Source organism: Psychromonas arctica, from assembly GCF_038155225.1.
GTDB lineage: Bacteria > Pseudomonadota > Gammaproteobacteria > Enterobacterales > Psychromonadaceae > Psychromonas > Psychromonas arctica_B.
The window spans coordinates 1-21,474 of the sequence record NZ_JBAKBA010000040.1 but is presented as its reverse complement, the minus strand read 5'-3'; the positions used below and the strand labels follow the sequence as shown (position 1 = coordinate 21,474).

Sequence of the window (21,474 nt, the reverse complement as noted above, 5' to 3'; positions counted from 1 at the left end):
AATATATTTTAATTAATTAAAGGCTTTTATTTTCATGTTTTAATTTTTTAATATAAATCAGGAGTAAATATAATGACACACTCAGCCATTTCAGCAGGTTCACCTTTTCCGAGCTTATTAGTTAAAGACCTTGATGGAGCCAGTGTAGATCTTAGCACCATATCAGATGATGCAGATTGGAAAATGGTCGTTGTTTATCGTGGCAAACATTGCCCATTATGTACTAAATATCTTAATTTACTTGAAACATTCAAAGAGAAAATTATGGCTAATGGCGTTGAAATTGTAGCGGTATCTGCAGATAGTAAAGCACAACTTGAAATGCATTTAGCAGATTTAGAAATCAGTTTTCCTATCTATTACGGTTTAACTGTTGAGCAAATGAAAGCTTTAGGTCTTTATATTTCTAATCCTCGCTCTGAGAAAGAAACGGATCATTTATTTGCTGAACCTGGCTTATTTGTTATTAATGAAAAAGGCCAAGTACAAGTAATTGATATATCTAATGGCCCGCTTGCTCGTCCTGAAATTGGCATACTAGCTGGTGGACTTGAATTTATCAAAGCGCCAGAAAATGATTACCCGATACGTGGTACTTATTCTTAATCATTGTACCTGCCAATTACTAGATAAGGATGATTGGCAGATAAGCATTGCTTGTAAGGTTTATTCATAGATATTTAATGCGAAATCTTTTATTCTCATAGACTTCGCATTAAAACATAAACAATATTATTTATGTTTCGTCTGTTCAATCATTTTTAAAAGTAATATTAAATTAGTAATGGAACGATAGAAAAAATTAGGTAAATGGAGTGGGATTAGTTAAATGGAATTAAGTACTTGGCTAGTTTATGTCAGTGTTATTAGCGTATTAATATTTAGCCCGGGTCCTTCCGCACTTTTATGTATCTCTGATGGCGTTAAGTTTGGTAATAAAAAAACGATTCCTACCATCATCGGTGGTGCAATTGCTGCATTAATGCTAATGACCGTTTCTGCTGTTGGCCTTGGCGCTATATTAACGGCTTCTGAAACACTTTTTTTTGTACTCAAAATATTTGGTGCAGGGTATTTATTATATTTAGGCTGGAGTGCTTGGAGAGAAGGTGCATTAAATAGTATACCAGAGATAAAACCTACAGAGTCTTTAGTTGAAGTTCAGAGACATCATCAGCTTAGCCATTATTCTGCTTATTCATTGTTTCGAAAAGGTTTTATGGTGGGCATCAGTAACCCTAAAGATCTATTATTTTTTATTGCACTATTCCCTAGTTTTATGAATGCAGATTTACCACAAGTTGAACAATATGCCGTGCTCGCTTGCACTTGGTTTTTTATAGACTGTTCTTCAATGTTTATGTATGCAGGATTAGGCTCAAAAATAAGTCCACTACTTACAAAACCTAACACAATGATGTTGGTGAATCGCACTGTTGGTAGCGTGTTTGTTATTTTAGGGAGTGCTTTAGCAATATCAGCAGGAATGAGTAGGAAAGGCTAGTTGTACCAATCACATTAATTAACTGATCTATTTTATTGGTTGAAATAATTTATTTCTTCGTTATAAGTTTCGTAAAAGCGGAAAACCATTAAAGCATCAAAGCATCAAACTCTTTTGGTTAATTCCCCCGACAGACGATTAACGTAGTTAACCTTCGAAAGGGCTCAATTTACGCCTTAAACTAAGTCATTTCTCCTGCGTAAAATTGAGAGTACTTATTTAAATAATTGGTATTAATAAAGATGTTTAGACTTGTTTGTTATGTTTTGGAGTAATAATGAAAAAAGAAATTGATAAGTTAGCTTGGTTGTATATTTATGAGGGAAAATTATTAAATGCGCGATCAATAAATAAAACGCTTTTTTACCTTCCTGGTGGAAAACGTGAGTTGGGTGAGTCAGATGAGACTGCACTTATACGCGAAATTAAAGAAGAGATATCTATTGATTTAATACCCGAGTCAATTAAATATGCAGGTACCTTTAAAGCCAAGGCTGATGGTCAAAGTGAAGACGTTATTGTTAAGTTAACGTGTTATTTTGCGGAGTTCAGAGGGCGTTTATCTCCTGCAGCAGAAATAGAAGAAATTCAATTCATTGATTATGAAAATAAATCACTCTGCTCACCTGGATCAATTAAAGTTATGGAGTGGCTTAAACAACAAAAGTTAATGTAGAACAAAGCTCAGTATAAAATAAAGCTTAATATAGTCGAAGTGAGGTTAATGTAGATATTCGACCTTTTCTTAGAACTTTTATTTAATTGACTTTGTTAGGGTTAAAAAGCGGTTTATTTGATTTAATTATTCAACTACAGATCAAAAAATAATGGCTTTTATATCCAATATAGGGAGCTTAGTATGGAACATAGTTACTTTGTTATTGCACGTGCATTACATGTCGTTGCAGTTGTGCTTTGGATTGGCGGTGTCGCTTTTGTGAGTACGGTGTTAATTCCAGCTATTAGAAAAATGCCATCCACTGAAAATAGGTTAGCTTTATTTGAAACCTTGGAGCATAAGTTTGGTTTTCAAGCTAAATTAACAACATTAGTCACTGGGCTCTCTGGTTTTTATATGTTGTACGTTTTAAATGGATGGGCATCAATGCAATGGTGGGTGCATTTAATGCTGTTTATCTGGACTCTATTTATGTTGGTTTTGTTTGTTCTTGAGCCTTTATTTCTACATAAATGGTTCCATCAACAAGCACAGAAGAATAGCGAAAGAGCATTCCATTATTTACAACTCATGCATTCGATTTTATTATCAATTAGTCTACTTGCTGTTTTTGCCGGTGTGGCAGGTGTGCACGGTTTGTTCTATTAAGGAATACTTGTTAAAAACTAACTTAATTAAAGTAGTTAGTCATTAAACTAATTAGGGTTTTTATGAAAATTAATGGTCAATGCCATTGTGGTGATATCGTTTACACAGCTGAAATAGATGAAACTAAAGTAGTGAGTTGTCATTGCTCAGATTGTCAGGAAATGTCTAGTGGGCCTTTTCGTAGTGCAGTTATCTCTTTACCTAATAGCGTTATTTTTAGTGCTGGTAAGCCTAAAGAATATGTAAAAATCGCTGAAAGTGGTAACAAGAGAGCACAGGGGTTTTGTGGGAATTGTGGAACATCACTTTATGCCACATCTGTAGATGATAGTGACAAAGTATATGGCTTACGCATCGGTGCTATCAAACAACGTGAACAGTTAACACCTAAAGCACAAATATGGTGTCGTTCTTCTGTTCCATGGCTTAAAAAATTAAGTGATGTTGCTGCATTTGATAAGGCGCTACCTGTTAAATAGTCGTTAAATAGCTTAACAATTTTACTTCCCATGACTATTTTTTTTTAATAATTTCAAATTAAAGTAGCTAAGCATTAACCTTAGCTACTTTTGATGCTTATCATTGACGTAAGACGTTTAGGCATCCTCATTTAGACGAACATTTCGGCCACCTAAATAACCAAATACACCACATAACAAGCTTGCTAAAGCACATAGCCACAATACAGGTGCCCAGCTATCAAAGTGTGAATGCAAAGCACCAGCAAACATTGGTCCGATAGCTGCTAATAAATAACCCACACATTGAGCCATGCCTGATAATGAAGCTGCTTGTCTTGAATGATGAGTTCGTAAGCTTATGTAGGATAAACCTAAAATAAAAATCGCCCCAGCACAAAAACCTAAAGTCGTTGACCATATAAAAGCAAAGTGAGGAAAGTATAATAATCCCAACGCACAAACAAATCCTAAAATTGCTAATGATAACGCTAATATTCGTTGATCTTTTAATTTTGATAGCAAAGGTATTAATATAATGCCTGGCACAGCTGAAGCCATTTGAAATGCACCGTGTAAGACACCAGCTTGTTGTGCATCGTGTCCACCTTCTATTAATATATTGGGTAACCAAGCTATCATGATATAAGTAAAAAATGAGTTGAGACCAAGGCACAAAGTGACATGCCATGCTATAGCATGATGCCAAATCTTACCTTGAGTATGAGATTGTGTTAGGTCTTTAATTGGTTTTGTATGCGATTTTAACTGTGGTAACCAAATAATAAGGCTGAAGAGAGTAATTAAACCATAACTAGCTAAGGCAATTTGCCATCCGATATCCTGATATGCGGCTAATGGAATAAGTAAAGCTGAATAACTACCTGCAAATACACCCATTGCTAAAACATATGCGGAAGTCATGACTGCGACTTTATGTTGAAAATCTCGTTTAATTAAACTGGGTAATAAAACATTACCAATTGCAATACCTACACCGATTACTGCGGTGCCGAGATAAAGGATAATTACAGAATCAACCAAACGAGTGCTTAGCCCTAAACCAATCAATACGAGTGCAATAAACAAAGATATTTCAAGGCCTTGTTTTTTGGCTAAAGTTGTTGCCATCGGAGAGGCGATAGCAAAAGCAAGTAGCGGCAATGTAGTTAACATACCCGCCTGAGAGGAGGTAAGTTGGAAACTGTCGATGACTTGATCTAATACTGGCCCAATACCGGTGATCGGTCCTCGTAAATTGGCTGCAATTAGTAAAATGCCTAAAATCAAAATTACGGAAGAAAAAATGGATCGAGTCGGCGAAATTGAATTCATCACAATATTCCATAGTTAAAAAAGACGGGAGATGATAACAGACAAATAATTGTTATTTGCATTAAATTCTTTGAACATTAATTTTATTATTTAACCTTATTTCTAGATAATGGGCGCGTAATGCTACTAATAAGCATCGCTAACTTTATATTTAATTTGAAAATTGGTTCTCATTCTAAATATCAATTTATAGTACTTAATTTAGTGATGCAGTTAATTTAAGTTAACTTAAATTATTGTAATAAAAGATATAATGAAAAATATAAGTAAGTTAAAGAAGAAGTTATAAGGGAATAGAACAAAAATAGGGGTTAAAAAAGTACTTCTATAAAAGGGAGTGTTTATTAAGAAGGGTTAAAAAATCATGTTTACAACCAAAATAACTACATGTCGCTTGCCTGCCTTCAATAAAAAATAATGACACAGCTAAAACGAGTTTTGTTAGAAAATGACTATTCCTTTATTGAGTTGCCAGCTTTTAATGCACCTCAAAATCGATAAAATTATGTTAATAAGAGATCAAAGTAAAAAAGCATGGACCTATTAACTGGATTATAGAAAAAGTATTTTCAGTTAAAAGCAGATATTAATATCCACTATATGAATCTATAAATGAAATACCCACACCAGTAAAATAGATCACACATTTTTAATGTAATTGGTATAAAAGAGTTTTGAACCTTTTACATAATAAACTGCTAGAATACAAGCAGAAGAAACAATGGGGTTAAATAGGAAAATAAATGTTAATAGTAGATTACCAAAGCAAGAGTTATCACCGATTCTTAAATGATATGCCACAAATTGCAAACCATAAAACACGTTTTTTGATTACATGTAATGGTGCTAATGAAAGTGATTTAGCTGCAGCCACTGCTGATTTAACATCGTATACAAAAAGTACAGTACAACATACAACTGCCATCATTGACAAAGCATCTGAAAGTACTGTTGATGAGTTATTTACGGATGTACGTAATAGTAGAAATATATTACTTTTTGAAAATTCAGATTTATTATTTGACAAAAAAACTGAAGTAAAGAACTCACATGAACGTGATAATGGATTTAACTTAAATAACCTATTTAAAAATATCGCTAAACATAACGGTATGGTGATTTTAGCAACAGATAAAAAGCAAACTTTGAGTGCGACTATGTCGACAAAAATGGATGTAGTGATTCGCTTTAAGTAGTTCGACGTTATAACAATGTTGTATATTAATCTTTAATGCCAATACTGCAGCGTAATAGCTGCAGTATTATTTTATAGAAAAGATACATCAAAAAATCACTGTAAAAAGCATGGCTAACAATCACAGTCAATAACACCCATAGCAGTATAGGAAGAACTATAAAGGTATAGGAATATAAGCGTTAATATAGCTAGCTTAACAACCTTAAACTTTATTAATTATTGCTTTTATTTATACTTCTTCTTCTGAATTCTATTCACTTTGCTAATCGTTAATAATCGCATAAGTACCTGTTGCATAAGCAATAAGCGAACCTTCATCATGTAATTCGATGGTGACAAATGAAGTAGTGCGACCTTGGCGTTTAATTGATGCTGACGCTAGTAGATACTTTCCTAAAGCAGGTTTTAAGTAATTGATTTTTATTTCCATAGTAACCGCTGTAAAGCCATCTTCAAGCCCTGATACAGCAGCATACCAACCGGTATTATCCATTAGCGTCGATATTACACCCCCATGTACAAAGCCTTTATGTTGTAGGTGATAAGGTTTTACATGTAACTCTACCTCTGCTTCACCTTTAGAAAAGCTTTTTAACGACGCTCCCGTATGCTTAAGAAATGGGAAATTAATATCTTCCATGCATTATTCCTTGTTTTAAATGAAAGTTTTAAATAGAAACTATTTTTAGGAAAATAGTGAAATATAAGACTTGATGGTTTATTAAGGTGATATATAAAAATTATTATATGGATATATAATTGTTTTTACTATGTTCTTCTTTGCCGATATAGCGGGTTTTCCGGTAGATTAAGGTGCTCGGACACTATTCATTTTAGCAGGTTATTAATACCTAACTCACAATCATGAAATAGAAATGCTATGGTTATTACATTATTTTTATTTTAGAGTAAAATCACAAAAGTAACACTTTGTGATTATTTTTTGTGATTTTTTTTGATTTTAACGTGTTTTTTATACATTGTGATTAAACAAATACTTAAATTATTTTCAGGGCTATTTATGAAACAAGCAGATATTCCACTAAATGAAAAAGACCGTATCAAAATGCTTAAATCCCTTGATATTCTCGATACATTCGCTGAAGAGCGCTTTGATCGTGTGACGCGTATGGCGAAAAGAATGTTTAATGTCCCTATTGCGTTAGTTTCATTAGTTGATGAAAATCGTCAATGGTTTAAATCTTGTGTTGGACTCCCTATTCAAGAAGCCTCTCGCGATATTTCTTTTTGTGGTCATGCCATATTAGATGATGACGTTTTTATTATTCCTGCTGCCAGTAAAGATGAGCGTTTCGCAGATAATCCAATGGTTATTGAAGCACCTTATGTTGAGTTTTATGCTGGCTGCCCATTAACAGTGAATGGTTATCACTTAGGTACATTATGCATTGTTGATAATATTGCGCGAAATTTTGATAGTGAAGATATCGCCGCTTTAAAAGATCTTGCTGCAACTGTAGAGTTGGAACTTTCAGCGGTACAAATAGCGACACATGATGAATTAACAGGCGTCTTAAATAGACGAGGTTTCCTTTCTATTGCACATAATACATTAAGCCTAAGTGTGAGAAATAACTTTCCAGTAACACTCGCTTATTTAGATTTAGACAAATTTAAAGCCATTAATGATAATTTTGGTCATGCGTCTGGTGACCTTGTTTTAACAATATTTTCAAATCTGTTAAGTGACTCTTTTAGAGAGTCAGATATTATTGCAAGGTTAGGTGGAGATGAGTTTATAGTGTTGCTTAGCAGTACTTCAATCAAAGAAGCTGCGAAAGTTATTGATGAGTTTGAAATAACTTTACATTCCTACCTAGAGCAGAAGGAACCTTCATTAAATGTCTCATTTTCTTATGGCATTGCAGAGTTTAATCACGAGCTGCACGATTCGATTGAAGCTTTATTAGCTGATGCTGATGCTCAAATGTATGAATACAAACATACTAGAAATAAAAGCGAGTGAATAAGCCTTACCTTAATTTTTAAGATAGTTAAAGATAGAAAGTCTTACGAAGTAATTAATATTTTATTCTTAAGATTATGCCGTTGATCGTCATCAATTATATTGTTCATATTGCTAGCAGCACACTTGAACAGTCGTGTGACAACCAGCTTTATACCGATTATATTAAATCTGTCATCTAAATTTTGTGCTGAAAAAGCAGTTCAATTCAAGGCGTAAATTTAGTCTGTGTAAGATTAACTTCGTTAATCGTCTATCGGAGAATTAACCAAAAGCGGTTAATTCTTTAATGGCTGTTCCCTTTACGACATTTACAACGAGGAAGAGCGCTGTTTTAACCAATAAAGTAGATAAGCTATTTATTGTGATTGGTATTGCTTTGTTAATTATTCACTCTTTGTAAATAACTCTGGATTAATAGAGGGATAGGCAAAAGATTTATGTTGCTTGATCTCTTCAAGCGACAAACCTTGTAATTCATAGGGAAAAACCACCCAATCATCAGTCGCATTAACAAAATAGTCTGGTCCAGTATTCTTCGGTAATGATGCTTTCTTCCAAACCGTTGCTATTCTCACATCAGCAGGCATATTTCGTTTAAGTCTTACTTTTAGTTCTTTAATGACAGCATCTGCGTTTTTTCCAGAACGGTACATGTCATCAACAATTAATAATTTATCTTCGGCATTTAACTTTTTAACTAAATAAGTTAAACCGTGTACATGAATAGGTTGATCGCCATCAGCCTGTTGGTGATAACTATCGTAGCCACCGTATGAGGTTCTAATAGAGATATGGTCAGTTTGTACACCTAATGTTTGTAAACATTCTTGTACATAAATTCCAACTGAACTACCACCACGCCATAATCCAACAATAAAAGTTGGTTTAAAATCACTGGCCATAATTTGTGTTGCTAGCTGAAATGACTCTTCGATTAACGTATCTTCATCTAAAAATATTTTTTCACTATATTTAGCCAAGAAATCACCCATTTAATATGTTATGTTTGCAGGATTTTAAATCAAAAATTAGAACATAAAGAAGATTTTTATTCAATCTTTAGTGGCACTATCTTTAATGTTTTTACTTGGAACTAACATGGCTGACAAACAATACTTAACTGCGCAAAACCTATTAGAAGACTCTTATGCTTTAGCACGCAATATTCTAGATAGTGACTTTAAACCGACCTTTATTGTCGCTGTTTGGCGTGGTGGTGCTCCGATTGGTATTGCAGTGCAGGAGTTCCTAGCTGTTCATGGTATTCAATCTGACCATATTGCGATTCGAACTTCTTCTTACGCTGCTGCAATCGATCAACAACAGAAAGAAGTTAAAGTGCATGGCTTAAACTACTTGGTTAAGAACCTGCAGCACCATGATAAATTACTGTTAGTCGATGATGTCTATGATACTGGTCGTTCTATCGAAGCTATTATTAAAGAGCTACATAGAAAAACCAGATTAAATATGCCGGAAGATGTCAGGATTGCAGTACCTTATTATAAACCAACACGTAATCAAACCGAGCGTATACCTGATTATTATCTACATGAAACCGATGCTTGGTTGAAATATCCTCATTCATTAGAAGGTTTATCGGCAGAAGATATTGCTATAAAACGTCCTCGTTTGTATGAAATTATAAAAAACTTTTTACCTGCTAAAAGTGAATAAAAACACTGTTAAATTGCACTTGTGATTAATCAAGTGCAATCAAGTCCACTTTAAAATGATTTAAGCTTGAAAACTTCTAGCATGTATCGGTTATTTATTCTTAATAAAATATAAGCCATACACGTCATCAATTCCTTTTTCATAATCTCACTATTTAAAATATTTTATTAAATCTATATCAATTTAAGTATTTATTTGATTTTTAAATGGATTGTTCATTAATTTGCGACTAGGCTACAAGATTAAATAACGATTTTTCATCCATTTAATCTTGAGCAAAAATATGACGATTAATTTACGATTGGTTATTGGTTTTGGTGTGGTCATTTTAATGATGCTTACCCTTAACTTTATTAGTATTCACCGTGTTAACTTTATTGATTCTACCATCACAGAAATAACCGATCAAAACTCTGTTAAACAAAGACATGCTATTAATTTTAGGGGGAGCGTTCATGATCGCGCTATTACATTACGCGATATCTCATTAGCAAGAACCCAAGGGGAGCTTGATAGTGCAATTCAAGAGATGAACGATTTGGGTAATGATTATCAGAAATCAGTTGTTGATATGAATGAAATTATGTCATCTGGCATTGTGATAACTGCTGAAGAGGAGCGTATTTATTCAAAAATAAACAATATTGAGTCACAAACCTTACCATTAGTTGATCTGATCATTGAGGCTAAACTAGCTAATAACATTGAATTAGCAAACGATATTTTATTTAATCAGGCTAAACCTACATTTGTTCAATGGTTAGCATCAATCAATGAATTTATTGATTACCAAGAAGTTGTCAATCAAAAAGCGACAGAAGAAGTGCGGCTTGTAGCGAGTTCATTTCAAAGTTGGATGGTTAGTTTAACAAGTTTAGCGATTATCATTGGATTATTGGTGACTTATAGGATCAGTTTTCAAGTAAAACAATCTGTTGGTGGTGATCCTCAAGAAGCAGCCAAGGTTGTTTCTAACATTTCTCAAGGTGACCTAACAGGGGAAGTTATTTCCTGCTGCCCTGAAAGCATGATGGCATCAATCAATGTTATGCAACAGCAATTAAAAACTACAGTGAACAATATTATTTCATCTTCTGCTGAATTATCTGAACGTGCGATCTCAGTAACTGCTGGTTCTTTACTGGCACTTAATGCCGCGGATAGGCAGGTAGTTCAAACCAATGATGCTAAACACCATTTAGACTCAATGAGCAATAGTATTGATGCTGTTGTTGAGACGGTGAGACAGACTGAAGATAATTCAAAAGCAACGGTAGAGTTATCTCAACGTGGTAGAGATGCTGTGTTGAATGTGGCAACAGAAATAGAAAAAATTGCAACAACAGTCAATGCTACTGTAACGCAAATCAATATCCTACAACAAAGAACACGTGAAATTGGTGAAATCATTAACGTGATTAGAAGTATTTCAGATCAAACAAATTTATTAGCGTTAAATGCTGCTATTGAAGCCGCTCGTGCAGGTGAAACGGGTAGAGGCTTTGCGGTTGTCGCTGATGAGGTTCGTCAACTTGCTATTCGTACTGGCGATGCGACTGGTGAAATCGAAGCAATGATCAATCAAGTTCAAGGTGATACGCAAGCTTCTGTTACAGCAATGGAAACGACAGTACCGCAAGTTGAAAAAGGGTTGACGTTAACTCACCAAGCGAATGAATTACTTAACGATATACAACGACAGGCTGGCGACTCATTAATTAAAGTATTAGAAGTGGTCAGTGCAACCAATGAGCAAGTTGCTACGATTTATGATGTTACACAAGGAATGGAAGAAATTTCTGTGATGTCTAAAGAAACAAGTGAAACACTTAAAAATAACGTAACTCAAGCCGAGTTATTGGAAACCTTATCTAACACGCTTAAAAAAGATACAAATTACTTTACTGTTTAATATAACTCAATCTTATAATAATTTTTAAAGCTCCGCTTATATGTGGTGGCTTTAAATTTACTATATATTGAAAATATCTATCATTTTAATCTTAAGGACGTTTGTTATTCGTCCTGATTTTTTAAAGGTTTATTATTGTTTATTTAGTATGTCGCTCAGTACATCATAAATCAGGTTCTTATCCTTTCATTTATAGTCGTTTTTTGTGTTTTATCGATTCCTTACTGCCTTGCATTTTAGCCTTCAAAAAGACGCTTATTATTCACTTTTAGTATTTAACAAGCTTTGATATATTCTTGTTGATTATCAATTCGGTTATTGGTTTTCGAATTAAATTTCATTATTTTTGTAAATTAAAAGTCATTTTTTAATGTTATTTATAATAAGTTACAAAGAAGAACGGCACCAATACAGAGCATTTATTGACCTTTTGGTCAGAATGCAATCAAAGTATAGCCTTTGATTACACTTGTCTAATAAACGAAATGATATTTTAAAGTAATATCAAATCCTCAAATAAGGGCATCATTAGCACCAAAAAAGAGCGTTGATAAATTTTTAAATGAGAATGTTTACTATTGATCTTCAGTTTTATTTATTAGATGGTGTAACACTAAATGGATTTTTTATAATAATAAAACACATATAAAAATTTAAAGTTACAGACTATTTATTGAATTTAAAGGATTAGATCTATGAATAATAAACGCTTCATTGTGGCGAGCATTGCGTCTCTACTATTGACCGGATGTTCAACTCTCACATCGACCACCACCACTCAACAAAAATGGCTGCAAGATAAAGAATATAACCTCACTATTCTTCATACCAATGATAACCACGGACACTTTTGGCAGAATAAATATGGCGAGCGTGGCATGGCTGCACGTGCAACGTTAGTCAATCATATTCGTGCTGAAGTCGAGTCTGCTGGTGGTTCTGTATTGTTACTGTCTGGTGGAGATATTAATACTGGAGTACCAGAGTCAGATCTTTTAGATGCTGAACCTGATTTTATTGGTATGAATATGATTGGCTATGATGCAATGGCTGTCGGTAATCATGAATTTGATAACCCTTTGGATGTACTTGCTAAGCAAGCGGATTGGGCAAACTTTCCTTTTCTTGCTGCCAATATATACAAAGATGGTAAACGTATGTTTGATGCTTACAAAATCTTTGATAAAGATGGCGTTAAAGTCGCTGTTATTGGTTTAACCACAGAAGACACTGTTAAAATTGGTAATCCAGAATTCATTAAAGATATGCAATTTACTGACCCCAAAGTCGAAGCTAAATTGGTGATTGCAGAACTTAAAGCCAAATATAATCCTGATATCATTATTGCAGCTACACACATGGGGCATTACTTAAATGGTGATAACGGATCGAATGCACCGGGCGATGTTCAATTAGCACGTTACCTTGATGAAGGTTCTCTCGATATGATCGTAGGTGGTCACTCTCAAGAGCCTGTTTGTATGGAAGGTGTGAATGTATATGCAGACTTTAAAGCAGGACAAGCCTGTAAACCAGATATTCAAAATGGAACCTATATTGTACAAGCACATGAATGGGGTAAATATGTAGGGCGTGCGGATTACACATTTAAAAATGGCGAGCTTGAACTACAGTATTACAATCTTATTCCTGTTAATTTAAAGAAAAAAGTAACAGACGTTGACGGTAATAAAACACGTGTGTTTATTCAAGATGAAATTCAACAAGATGAAACTGTATTTAACACACTAAAACCATTCCAAGAAGAAGGGCAGGCGGCGTTAAATATTGTGATTGGTAGTAGTAATGGATTACTACAAGGAGAGCGAAAGGTTGTTCGTAATAATCAGACTAACTTAGGACACTTGATTGCTACAGCCCACATGCAACGTGCTCAAGCTGATTTTTCTGTTATGAATTCTGGCGGTATTCGTGCTTCGATTGAAGCGGGTGATATTTCTTATAAAAGTGTTTTAACGGTACAACCGTTTGCCAATACAATCACTTATGTTGATATGACAGGAGTCGAAGTCGTTGGTTACCTTAATCAGGTTGCAACAAAAAGCAAAGATTCTGGTGCTTATGCACAATTTTCAGGTATTACAATGACGGTTGCTGATATGCAGGTTAGCAATATTGTTATTGGTGATAAACCGATTGATTTAAATCGTACTTATCGTTTTACCGTTCCATCATTTAATGCTGCTGGTGGCGATGGTTATCCAAAGCTCTCTGAGCATCCCTCTTATGTTAATACCGGTTATGTCGATGCGGAAGTTTTAAAGGATTTTATCCAGCACAACTCACCGATTAATATTGCTGATTTCATACCTAAAAATGAATAATTTATTTAATAAAAATAAATTCCAATTAATATTTCATAATAAAAAGTATCAATTAATCAGTTACATATAACTGTCATAAATGCATGATAATTTCATACGCATCATGGTTATAGAGCTCTAAAAGTTCATTTAAATTATTAGTAATATATAAATATAGTAATACATTAAGACAAATAACATTCAATTAAGGATTATAAAATGTTAAAGAAATCAACGCTATGCATCGCATTATCAACTATCTTGGCCGGGGCTACGGTACAAGCCGCAACCATTTATGAAAAAGAAAATGGCGACAATCTGAAAGTCTATGGTGAAGTCGGTGTCGGTGGACATATTGGTGCCGATTATGAATATGGTGAATTTTATACGGATGATAAATCATATATCGATGACAGTTTTGCAACACTGGGCCTGAAAGGTGAATACGAGGCTATTTATTACCGATTAGAGGTTGATTATGAACGTGAAAATTGGGCATACGGATCTGGTGACCTGGAATTAACAATAGATAAATTATTTATCGGTTATAAGTTTTATAAAAATCATGCCATTGAAGTGGGTTTAACCGACACCGCATTAGATGATTACGATAAATATGGTGACTTTACTTTCGATACAACGGTTGAAACTGGCGAAGCAGGCGATCAAGAAAATACAATTAAATATGAAGGTTCTTTTTCTGATTTTAAAATGGGCCTTTCTTATTCTTATGAAGGTGAAAGTTCATCTGGCTCTGAATTAGGCGACATTATTAATGGTTATGTTGGTTACTTCAGTGATTATGTTGATGTGGTGATTGGGGCTGAAACACGCAGTGGCTCAGAAGGTATTTCTAAGTACGGAGAGCAAACACTTTTCTCCTTAGGCCTACGTGCTTACATTACGGATGATTTCGCTATCGGTTTAAATGGTTATATTGAAAATGAAGATATTGCACAAACAAGCACGGTTATTTCTATTAGTAATGACTTTGAAAAAACAAGTTCTTTTAACAATTACCAAACACTTAAGAATCAAGGTGGATTAGTTTCAGCTCGTTACACTTTAAATAAAAAAGTTGAATTTACTGGGTCATTAAATTACGAAGAATACGAAATTTGGGATATTAACAGCACTTATGGTGTTTCGCCTGATAGTGAATTTTCATGGGGTAAAGAGCGAATTTGGGGGACGTTAGGTGTTAATTTCAAACCAACAAGTTCTGTTATTTTTGCATTGGAAGGCAACTTTGGTGAAGCAGCACAAGATGCTTATGCATACGCTCGTGTTTATTTTTAATTAGCTATAAAACTTAAAAAATAAAAGAAAATTGAAGGATCAAATAATGAATAAGAATTTAAATAAAAGTCTATTAGCATTAGCAATAAGCGGTATTTTATCGAGCCATGCTAGCGCCGCAATAACCGATATTATTATCAGTGAATATTTAGAAGGTTCGGGTGATAATAAAGCGATAGAATTAACTAATACTGGTACAAGTAATTACACTTTCCCAAGCAATATCGAATTGCAATATAGTTCTTATAATAATCAAGTTCGTAATCCTGCTGGTGGCAACGTACTTGAAGGTGTCACGATTCCCGCTAATTCAACATTAGTTATTTATAACAGTGGGTCAGATATCGCATTATCAGAAGCCATTGCAAGCAGTGCAACAAGTGTTATTGCTGCCACGTACGATGAACAATCATTTAATAGTTTAAGTTTCAACGGTGATGACAAAGTATCTCTTATCAATACTGATACTAATACTACCTACGATATTATCGGTATAGATGGAACTTATTGGGGATCTGGGCAAACATTGCGCCGTAGATTTGTCGAGGGAAATGCAATACCGACTCAATCATCAATCTACAAAGCAGCAGATTGGGAAGACTTTGGTGAAGATGTATATGATGATCTAGGAACGGCAACTTACTCAGAATATCAAGAAGTTGTTGCTTCTACATGTGCGTTAGATACGCAAACCACGATCGCAGAAGTCCAAGGTGCAGGTACATCTTCTCCATTGATCACAAGTGGTTTTACCACTGCAGAATCTTACAATGTCACAGGTATTGTGACGGCTGTAACGACTTACCCTGAAAAAGGGTTTTATATGCAAGATGTTCTGCCAGATGGCGATGAACTGACCTCTGATGGTATTTTTGTTAGCACTGCTAATGTAAGTGATGACATGATCGGTACTACTGTTTGTGTCACAAGTACGGTCACTGAATCTTATAATTTAACGCAACTTGAGACTGATGAATGGGATACCGTTGATGCAACATCGTCGGTACCAACTGCAACGGATATTGAAATGATCGCGGCAGATGGTGAGTCATTTAATGCAACATTAGAGCGTTATGAAGGTATGCTAGTTAATTTACCTGAAGATATTGATGCCAACACGAGTGGCAATCAAGATATGCGTGTATCTAAAACATTCGGGTTTAATTACGATACATTCCGTAACGATATGAGCCTATCTTATCAACGACCTAATTTAAATCCTACACAAGAAAATGTTCCTGGAAGTGATGATATTTTGGCCGCCATTGCTGAAAATAATGATTATCGTTTGGTGATAGAAAGTAGCACCAAAGCAGCTGATGGTGAAATTCCTTATTATTCGAGCTTTAGCTCAGATCCTGCTAATAATTATATTCGTGTTGACGATAGTGTTATCGGAATGGAAGGGGTGATCACCTATAGCTACAGTAACTTTAATCTAGTGGTTACCAATGAGTTATATAACAACAACTTTGTACATAATACAGATAGACGCTCATCACCAGATTTAAGTACAACCACTGAAAACGGTCATTTTTCTATTACAATTGGAACGAAAAATGTATTAAATCTATTTAACTCGCCATACGGTGGAGAGACTAACTCACATGGTGAAAACCGTGGTGCCGATGACGAAGCTGAATATCAAAAACAATTAGCTAAGTTAGTATCAGCTATTACAGGTCTTGACGCTGATATTGTAGGCTTAATGGAAATTGAGAATAACGGTTTTGGCAACGACAGTGCTATTCAAGCATTTGTTGATGCGATTAATGAAGAATATTACGACGAAGACCCTAAAGATGAAGGTAGTGCGGTATCTACAAGTAACCGTTACGTTTTTGTTGGATATGACTCTAACGGAGACTTAGTACTTGATGAATCTGATTCATTAGGTTCAGATGCTATCACGACGGGGTTATTATACCGTCCATCTAAAGTCAGCATTGAAAGCATGAGAGTTATTTCTATGCCAGAACAGCACGCACCTGTTGTGGTGAATAGTGCTAATACGGTCATGAAAGATAGTAGTGGTGCCGTACTTGAAAGTGGAGATAACTATCAACGTGAAACAATCGCAGCTACCTTTAAAGTTAACAATACAGGCAAAACATTAACGGTTGCTGTTAACCACTTCAAATCTAAAGGTTCAACTTGTTGGGAAGAGTGGGATGGTGTTGAATTTGGTGATGAAAGCACATGGTCAGATGATGCCCCAGATGAAGATTTACAAGGTGCTTGTGAAAACCTACGTGTTGCCGCAGCTGTTCAGCTAGGTGAAGAGCTTGAAGACCTAGGTGGAGACCGTATTATTGTTGGTGATTTAAATTCTTACGGTCAAGAAGATCCTCTTTTAGTGTTAACTGAAAATACAACAGGTAAAATCATTACTACTGCTCGTGATACGTTCATTGGTGATAAACCTCAGTTTACAGTGGCTGGTACCCCTCAAGAAATAACTAAAACCTATGGTTACATCAATACTATTGCCTTAAAAGATGCAGAAAAAGGCCAATCAAGTTGGAGTTATTCTTACAATGATGAAATTGGTTCTCTTGATCATATTTTAATTAGTACTTCATTAGAAAATCGTTTAATCGATGCAGTTGATTGGCACATTAATGCACCTGAATCTTCTTTATTCGACTACAACACTGAATATAAAGGTGATGATTATGAGAACTTCTATGTTGATGACGAGTACCGTTCATCGGATCACGATTCAGCGATTATGTCATTAAGCTACGAATATGGAGAAGTGGGAGAAGGCGAGCCTGTTTACCTTACAATTAGCAGCAGTGCGGTCGATGTGCCTTATGTGCTTGAAGAAGGTGCTTTAATTGGTGATGTTGCGCAAATTCAATTGTCTTCATCAACAGATATGAGCGATGTAGTTCTCCCTAATGTCACCATTACCGAAGATAACCAATCATTGGTTGAAATTGAAGTTTATGGCCTAGATGCAGGAAATTACACTGCAAAAATGACATTAATACGCGATGCAGAAGTGATGCCTGCGTTTACAAAAACAATGTCCTTTGAAGCAGCGTCTAAAGATTCTACGACAACGAGTGTTGCGCCTGTAGAAGAGTACGATGGTTCAGGTGGTGGTTCATTTAGTATATTTGGCCTTATCTCATTACTAGGCTTGGGGTTCTTACGTCGTTATAAAGCGCAGTAATAACTGAATTCGAATCTAATCATTATAACGATAGCACTTACATTAATTGCGCTTTTACATTAGTTGAAAATACGCTTGTTGTAAGTGCTGTTGTTTTTATGATGATTAGCCATCAATGATTAAATGGAATTTAAAGAGAGATATAATGGATAATAAATTAAAAAAAACAGCACTATGTTTATTGGTGTTAGGAAGTCTTACTGCCTGTAATAGTGATGATTCATCAACGGTTTCTAGTAACGATTATATAACCGCAGTTCAAGCCGCTGAAGAAGCTGAAGAGACGGTAGAAGATGTAAGCGAAGAGACTGATTCAGTAGTTACGGAAGGTAATTTATTACTGAATAGTAATTTTGAAAGTTGGACAGATGGACTACCTGACGGTTGGACCATCATTGATGATGGGATTAGTGTTGCACAGAGTACGAGTATTTATTATACAGGCGAAACTGCAACGTTTGCTGTTGGTGAAAATTCAGCAGCAATAACTGTCACAACTGAAGCGCAAGGCGATACTGATTTCCGTCAATCAATTGATGTTGTTTCTGGCACAACTTACTTGTTTAGCACATGGATATATCATACGGAAGGGATGGTTAGTGCTCGACTTTATGTTGATGGTTACCAAGGATATTCTGATGCCGATCTAGTTAATCAATGGCAAGAAGTGACCTATAGCTATACAGCTGATGAAGATAAAAGTATTGAAGTCGGATTACGTTTTTATGACCAAACGGGTTTTGATGGAGAGGAAATTGTTTATGTTGATAATTTCTCATTCTCATCTGATGGCGAGGAAACGATAACTGATGACACTGTGGAAGAAATAATTGATGAAGTGATCGTTGAAGAAGAAACGACGGACAAGAACAATGCAGATGATTCTAATGGTAATTTATTAGTTAATGGTGGTTTTGAAAGTTGGTCTACATCTTTACCTGATGAATGGACAACTATCGACAGCGACGTTAGTGTTTCACAAAATACGACTATTTATAATGAAGGAGTATCTTCTGCAGAAATATCAGTTAACAGTGGTTCACAGGGTGACACTGATATTCGCCAATCGATTGATGTTACTGAAGGCATAACGTATAGCTTTTCAACGTGGGTTTATCATACAGAGGGCTTAATCAAAGCACGTTTATATATCGGTACTGAATATGCGACTTATTCAGATAATACTATTTTAAATGCATGGCAAGAGGTGACTTATAGTTACACTGCCGCCGCTAGTGGCAGTATCGAAGCTGGGATTCGTTTTTACGATCAAACTGGATATGTTGATCCTGAAATTGTTTATATTGATGATTTCTCAGTAAGCTCAGACAGCAGCACTGATACGAGTGAGTACTATGCAAGTGCTGCGGATTTAACGGGTCTAGAGTTAAAAACAGCACTGTATAATATTATTAAAGACCATACGACTAAAACTTATAGTAACTTATGGGACTTTATGGGCACTAATTCGTTAGATGTCTATTATGAAAATGATGGCACTATTTTAGATATGTATTCTGAAAACCCATCAAGTTCTGATACTTACAATTATACGCCAGTGACTGATCAGTGTGGTAATTATTCTGGTGAAGGTAGTTGTTATAATCGTGAACACTCTTTCCCGAAAAGTTGGTTTAATGACGAATACCCAATGTACACAGATATCCACCACCTTTTTGCAACGGATGGTTATGTGAACGGTAAACGTAGTAATTACCCTTATGGTGTTGTTGGTACAAGTACATTTGTATCAGACAATGGTAGTAAAGTTGGCTCTGCAAGTAGTGATTTAGGTTACTCTGGTACAGTATTTGAGCCGATTGATGAGTTTAAAGGTGATTTTGCTCGTGCTTACTTCTACATGGCAACACGTTATGAGGATATCATTTCGACATGGGAAGTTAACTCTGATTCTGCAGATGCTGTGTTAGATAGTCGTTCTGATTATGTGTTTGAAGAATGGGTTATTACTATGCTGAAAACTTGGAATGAAAATGATCCTGTGAGTCAAAAAGAGTTAGACCGTAATGAAGCGGCTTATGAGTTCCAAGGAAATCGTAATCCATTTATTGATCACCCTGAATATGTTAGTGAAATTTGGGCTGATTAATCTCGTTGTAAGAGAGTTATCTTTATTTAGAGATAACTCTCTTACTCAATAAAGATCCAGTAATAGAGATATAACATGTTAATATTTAAAGGTTATACCTTATAGCTCTTCAATCAAACTATTCCGGAGAAAAAATGAAGAATCTTTCTAAAAGCCTTTTAGGTCTTGCAATGGTGGTTGCACTTAGCTCAACATCTTTTGCCGCTGAGAAACAATTTACAACTAAAGACTTAAATGAAGAGTCAGTTTTAGCCCTTTCATGGGTACAAAATTCAGCTGAATTTACTGCACTTTCTTACCAGGCATTTAACCTTGCTAAATTAAGATGGGATATGGATAAACAAGAAGGCAAAAAAGCAATTGTTGTTGATGTTGATGAAACTATCATTGATAACAGCCCATACAACGGTGGTTTAATTGATAAAGACTATGGTTATAGTGGCGATACGTGGAAAGCGTGGAGTGAAGATAAAAGTGCAACAGCAATGCCCGGTGCTGTGGATTTTTTGAATTATGTTGTTGAAACAGGCGGGGATGTTTTTTATGTAACGAACAGAAAATCGATGCCTGAAAAAAATATGGACCTGAAGCAATCAACGATGGAAAACTTAAAAGCATTAGGTTTTCCACAGGTTGACGAGAAGCATATGATGCTTAGAACAGGCACATCAAAAAAACAAGAACGACGTGATAGTGTGACAGGAATGGGCTATAAAATTGTGTTGTTAATGGGCGATAACCTAGCGGATTTCGATGTTGCTTTTGATGGCGATACAATGGAAGGGAGAAGTAAAGCTGTTGAAACTCATAAAATGAGTTTTGGTGATAAGTTCATTGTATTACCTAATCCAATTTATGGTGCATGGGAAGCTGCGGTTTATGGTGGCGGTGAATGGTATAAAAAATCAGCACAAGAAAAGTCTGAACTTAGAAAGAGTACATTAAGAAAGTTTGAATTTGAAAAATAAAGTATCAACTGTTATTGATTAATCGCTCATTGAGCTATTAATCAATTCAAATTAACACAAAAGGCCTAATATAAAATATGAGGCCTTTTGTGTTTTTAACGATTGCGAGTTACTTTTTAGATCTCGTTATTAACTTTCTAGGGCGTGTTGATCTTTGGTGCTCAATAATTACTCTGCATGCATAGGGAGCC

General features: G+C 35.1%; 17 protein-coding genes. 14 read left to right on the top strand and 3 right to left on the bottom strand.

Features of this window, described 5'->3' with window-relative positions; all coding sequences use genetic code 11:
- The first annotated feature begins 72 nt into the window (after window positions 1-72).
- From V6255_RS14575 to V6255_RS14555, 5 genes are all read left to right on the top strand, one after another.
- A complete protein-coding gene (locus V6255_RS14575; protein WP_341628821.1) occupies window positions 73-606 on the top strand; it encodes a peroxiredoxin-like family protein in 534 nt (177 codons plus the stop codon).
- A 223-nt stretch (window positions 607-829) separates the two neighbouring features.
- On the top strand, window positions 830-1,504 hold the full coding sequence (locus V6255_RS14570; RefSeq protein WP_341628820.1) for a LysE family translocator: 675 nt from the start codon (window positions 830-832) through the stop codon (window positions 1,502-1,504).
- 277 nt (window positions 1,505-1,781) lie between these two features.
- Complete coding sequence (locus tag V6255_RS14565) at window positions 1,782-2,180, top strand: NUDIX domain-containing protein (RefSeq protein WP_341628819.1); 399 nt, start codon at window positions 1,782-1,784, stop codon at window positions 2,178-2,180.
- A 183-nt stretch (window positions 2,181-2,363) separates the two neighbouring features.
- Complete coding sequence (locus V6255_RS14560; RefSeq protein WP_341628818.1) at window positions 2,364-2,831, top strand: hypothetical protein; 468 nt, start codon at window positions 2,364-2,366, stop codon at window positions 2,829-2,831.
- Window positions 2,832-2,893: 62 nt separating this feature from the next.
- Window positions 2,894-3,310: a GFA family protein gene (locus V6255_RS14555; protein ID WP_341628817.1), complete on the top strand. Its 417-nt coding sequence runs from the start codon at window positions 2,894-2,896 to the stop codon at window positions 3,308-3,310.
- Window positions 3,311-3,427: 117 nt separating this feature from the next.
- Here V6255_RS14555 and V6255_RS14550 read toward each other — a convergent pair whose 3' ends face one another.
- Window positions 3,428-4,624, bottom strand: a complete 1,197-nt coding sequence (locus tag V6255_RS14550) for an MFS transporter (protein WP_341628816.1) — start codon at window positions 4,622-4,624, stop codon at window positions 3,428-3,430.
- A 743-nt stretch (window positions 4,625-5,367) separates the two neighbouring features.
- Between V6255_RS14550 and V6255_RS14545 the strand changes: the two genes are divergently transcribed.
- Window positions 5,368-5,820, top strand: coding sequence for an AAA family ATPase (locus tag V6255_RS14545; RefSeq protein ID WP_341628815.1), 453 nt, complete (start codon window positions 5,368-5,370; stop codon window positions 5,818-5,820).
- 264 nt (window positions 5,821-6,084) lie between these two features.
- Here V6255_RS14545 and V6255_RS14540 read toward each other — a convergent pair whose 3' ends face one another.
- Entirely contained in the window at window positions 6,085-6,462 is a 378-nt protein-coding gene (locus V6255_RS14540; RefSeq protein ID WP_341628814.1) for a PaaI family thioesterase, read from the bottom strand.
- Between the two features lie 381 nt (window positions 6,463-6,843).
- Here V6255_RS14540 and V6255_RS14535 point away from each other — a divergent pair, with 381 nt between their 5' ends.
- Window positions 6,844-7,809 carry a sensor domain-containing diguanylate cyclase gene (locus V6255_RS14535; protein WP_341628813.1) on the top strand — a complete coding sequence of 322 codons (966 nt, stop codon included), beginning with the start codon at window positions 6,844-6,846 and terminating at the stop codon, window positions 7,807-7,809.
- Window positions 7,810-8,195: 386 nt separating this feature from the next.
- Here the strand turns inward: V6255_RS14535 and V6255_RS14530 are convergent, their stop codons facing one another.
- Window positions 8,196-8,792 (bottom strand): phosphoribosyltransferase, encoded by a 597-nt coding sequence (locus V6255_RS14530; RefSeq protein WP_236546668.1) that lies wholly within the window; start codon window positions 8,790-8,792, stop codon window positions 8,196-8,198.
- Between the two features lie 118 nt (window positions 8,793-8,910).
- Here V6255_RS14530 and V6255_RS14525 point away from each other — a divergent pair, with 118 nt between their 5' ends.
- The 7 genes from V6255_RS14525 (at window position 8,911) to V6255_RS14495 (ending at window position 21,283) form a co-directional block, all read left to right on the top strand.
- The gene (locus V6255_RS14525; protein WP_341628812.1) at window positions 8,911-9,489 is read left to right on the top strand and encodes a phosphoribosyltransferase; all 579 of its coding nucleotides are present in this window, start codon (window positions 8,911-8,913) and stop codon (window positions 9,487-9,489) included.
- Between the two features lie 283 nt (window positions 9,490-9,772).
- Window positions 9,773-11,401, top strand: coding sequence for a methyl-accepting chemotaxis protein (locus V6255_RS14520; RefSeq protein ID WP_341628811.1), 1,629 nt, complete (start codon window positions 9,773-9,775; stop codon window positions 11,399-11,401).
- Between the two features lie 695 nt (window positions 11,402-12,096).
- Window positions 12,097-13,746: a bifunctional UDP-sugar hydrolase/5'-nucleotidase UshA gene (gene ushA / locus V6255_RS14515; protein ID WP_341628810.1), complete on the top strand. Its 1,650-nt coding sequence runs from the start codon at window positions 12,097-12,099 to the stop codon at window positions 13,744-13,746.
- A gap of 198 nt (window positions 13,747-13,944) precedes the next feature.
- Window positions 13,945-15,024 (top strand): porin, encoded by a 1,080-nt coding sequence (locus V6255_RS14510; RefSeq protein WP_341628809.1) that lies wholly within the window; start codon window positions 13,945-13,947, stop codon window positions 15,022-15,024.
- A 46-nt stretch (window positions 15,025-15,070) separates the two neighbouring features.
- Window positions 15,071-18,205, top strand: coding sequence for an ExeM/NucH family extracellular endonuclease (locus tag V6255_RS14505; protein WP_341628808.1), 3,135 nt, complete (start codon window positions 15,071-15,073; stop codon window positions 18,203-18,205).
- 838 nt (window positions 18,206-19,043) lie between these two features.
- Complete coding sequence (locus tag V6255_RS19345) at window positions 19,044-20,315, top strand: endonuclease (RefSeq protein WP_425355934.1); 1,272 nt, start codon at window positions 19,044-19,046, stop codon at window positions 20,313-20,315.
- Window positions 20,316-20,449: 134 nt separating this feature from the next.
- Entirely contained in the window at window positions 20,450-21,283 is an 834-nt protein-coding gene (locus V6255_RS14495) for a 5'-nucleotidase, lipoprotein e(P4) family (protein ID WP_341628806.1), read from the top strand.
- Window positions 21,284-21,474: the final 191 nt, after the last annotated feature.

Bases quoted from the DNA above. Each gene is read 5' to 3' on its own strand.
- V6255_RS14510 (WP_341628809.1), top strand. From the start codon at position 13,945: ATGTTAAAGAAATCAACGCTATGCATCGCATTATCAACTATCTTGGCC.
- V6255_RS14540 (WP_341628814.1), bottom strand. From the start codon at position 6,462: ATGGAAGATATTAATTTCCCATTTCTTAAGCATACGGGAGCGTCGTTA.
- V6255_RS14495 (WP_341628806.1), top strand. From the start codon at position 20,450: ATGAAGAATCTTTCTAAAAGCCTTTTAGGTCTTGCAATGGTGGTTGCA.
- V6255_RS14550 (WP_341628816.1), bottom strand. From the start codon at position 4,624: ATGAATTCAATTTCGCCGACTCGATCCATTTTTTCTTCCGTAATTTTG.
- V6255_RS14560 (WP_341628818.1), top strand. From the start codon at position 2,364: ATGGAACATAGTTACTTTGTTATTGCACGTGCATTACATGTCGTTGCA.
- V6255_RS14520 (WP_341628811.1), top strand. From the start codon at position 9,773: ATGACGATTAATTTACGATTGGTTATTGGTTTTGGTGTGGTCATTTTA.
- V6255_RS14555 (WP_341628817.1), top strand. From the start codon at position 2,894: ATGAAAATTAATGGTCAATGCCATTGTGGTGATATCGTTTACACAGCT.
- V6255_RS14545 (WP_341628815.1), top strand. From the start codon at position 5,368: ATGTTAATAGTAGATTACCAAAGCAAGAGTTATCACCGATTCTTAAAT.
- V6255_RS14535 (WP_341628813.1), top strand. From the start codon at position 6,844: ATGAAACAAGCAGATATTCCACTAAATGAAAAAGACCGTATCAAAATG.
- V6255_RS14575 (WP_341628821.1), top strand. From the start codon at position 73: ATGACACACTCAGCCATTTCAGCAGGTTCACCTTTTCCGAGCTTATTA.
- V6255_RS14565 (WP_341628819.1), top strand. From the start codon at position 1,782: ATGAAAAAAGAAATTGATAAGTTAGCTTGGTTGTATATTTATGAGGGA.
- V6255_RS14505 (WP_341628808.1), top strand. From the start codon at position 15,071: ATGAATAAGAATTTAAATAAAAGTCTATTAGCATTAGCAATAAGCGGT.
- V6255_RS14570 (WP_341628820.1), top strand. From the start codon at position 830: ATGGAATTAAGTACTTGGCTAGTTTATGTCAGTGTTATTAGCGTATTA.
- V6255_RS14525 (WP_341628812.1), top strand. From the start codon at position 8,911: ATGGCTGACAAACAATACTTAACTGCGCAAAACCTATTAGAAGACTCT.
- ushA (WP_341628810.1), top strand. From the start codon at position 12,097: ATGAATAATAAACGCTTCATTGTGGCGAGCATTGCGTCTCTACTATTG.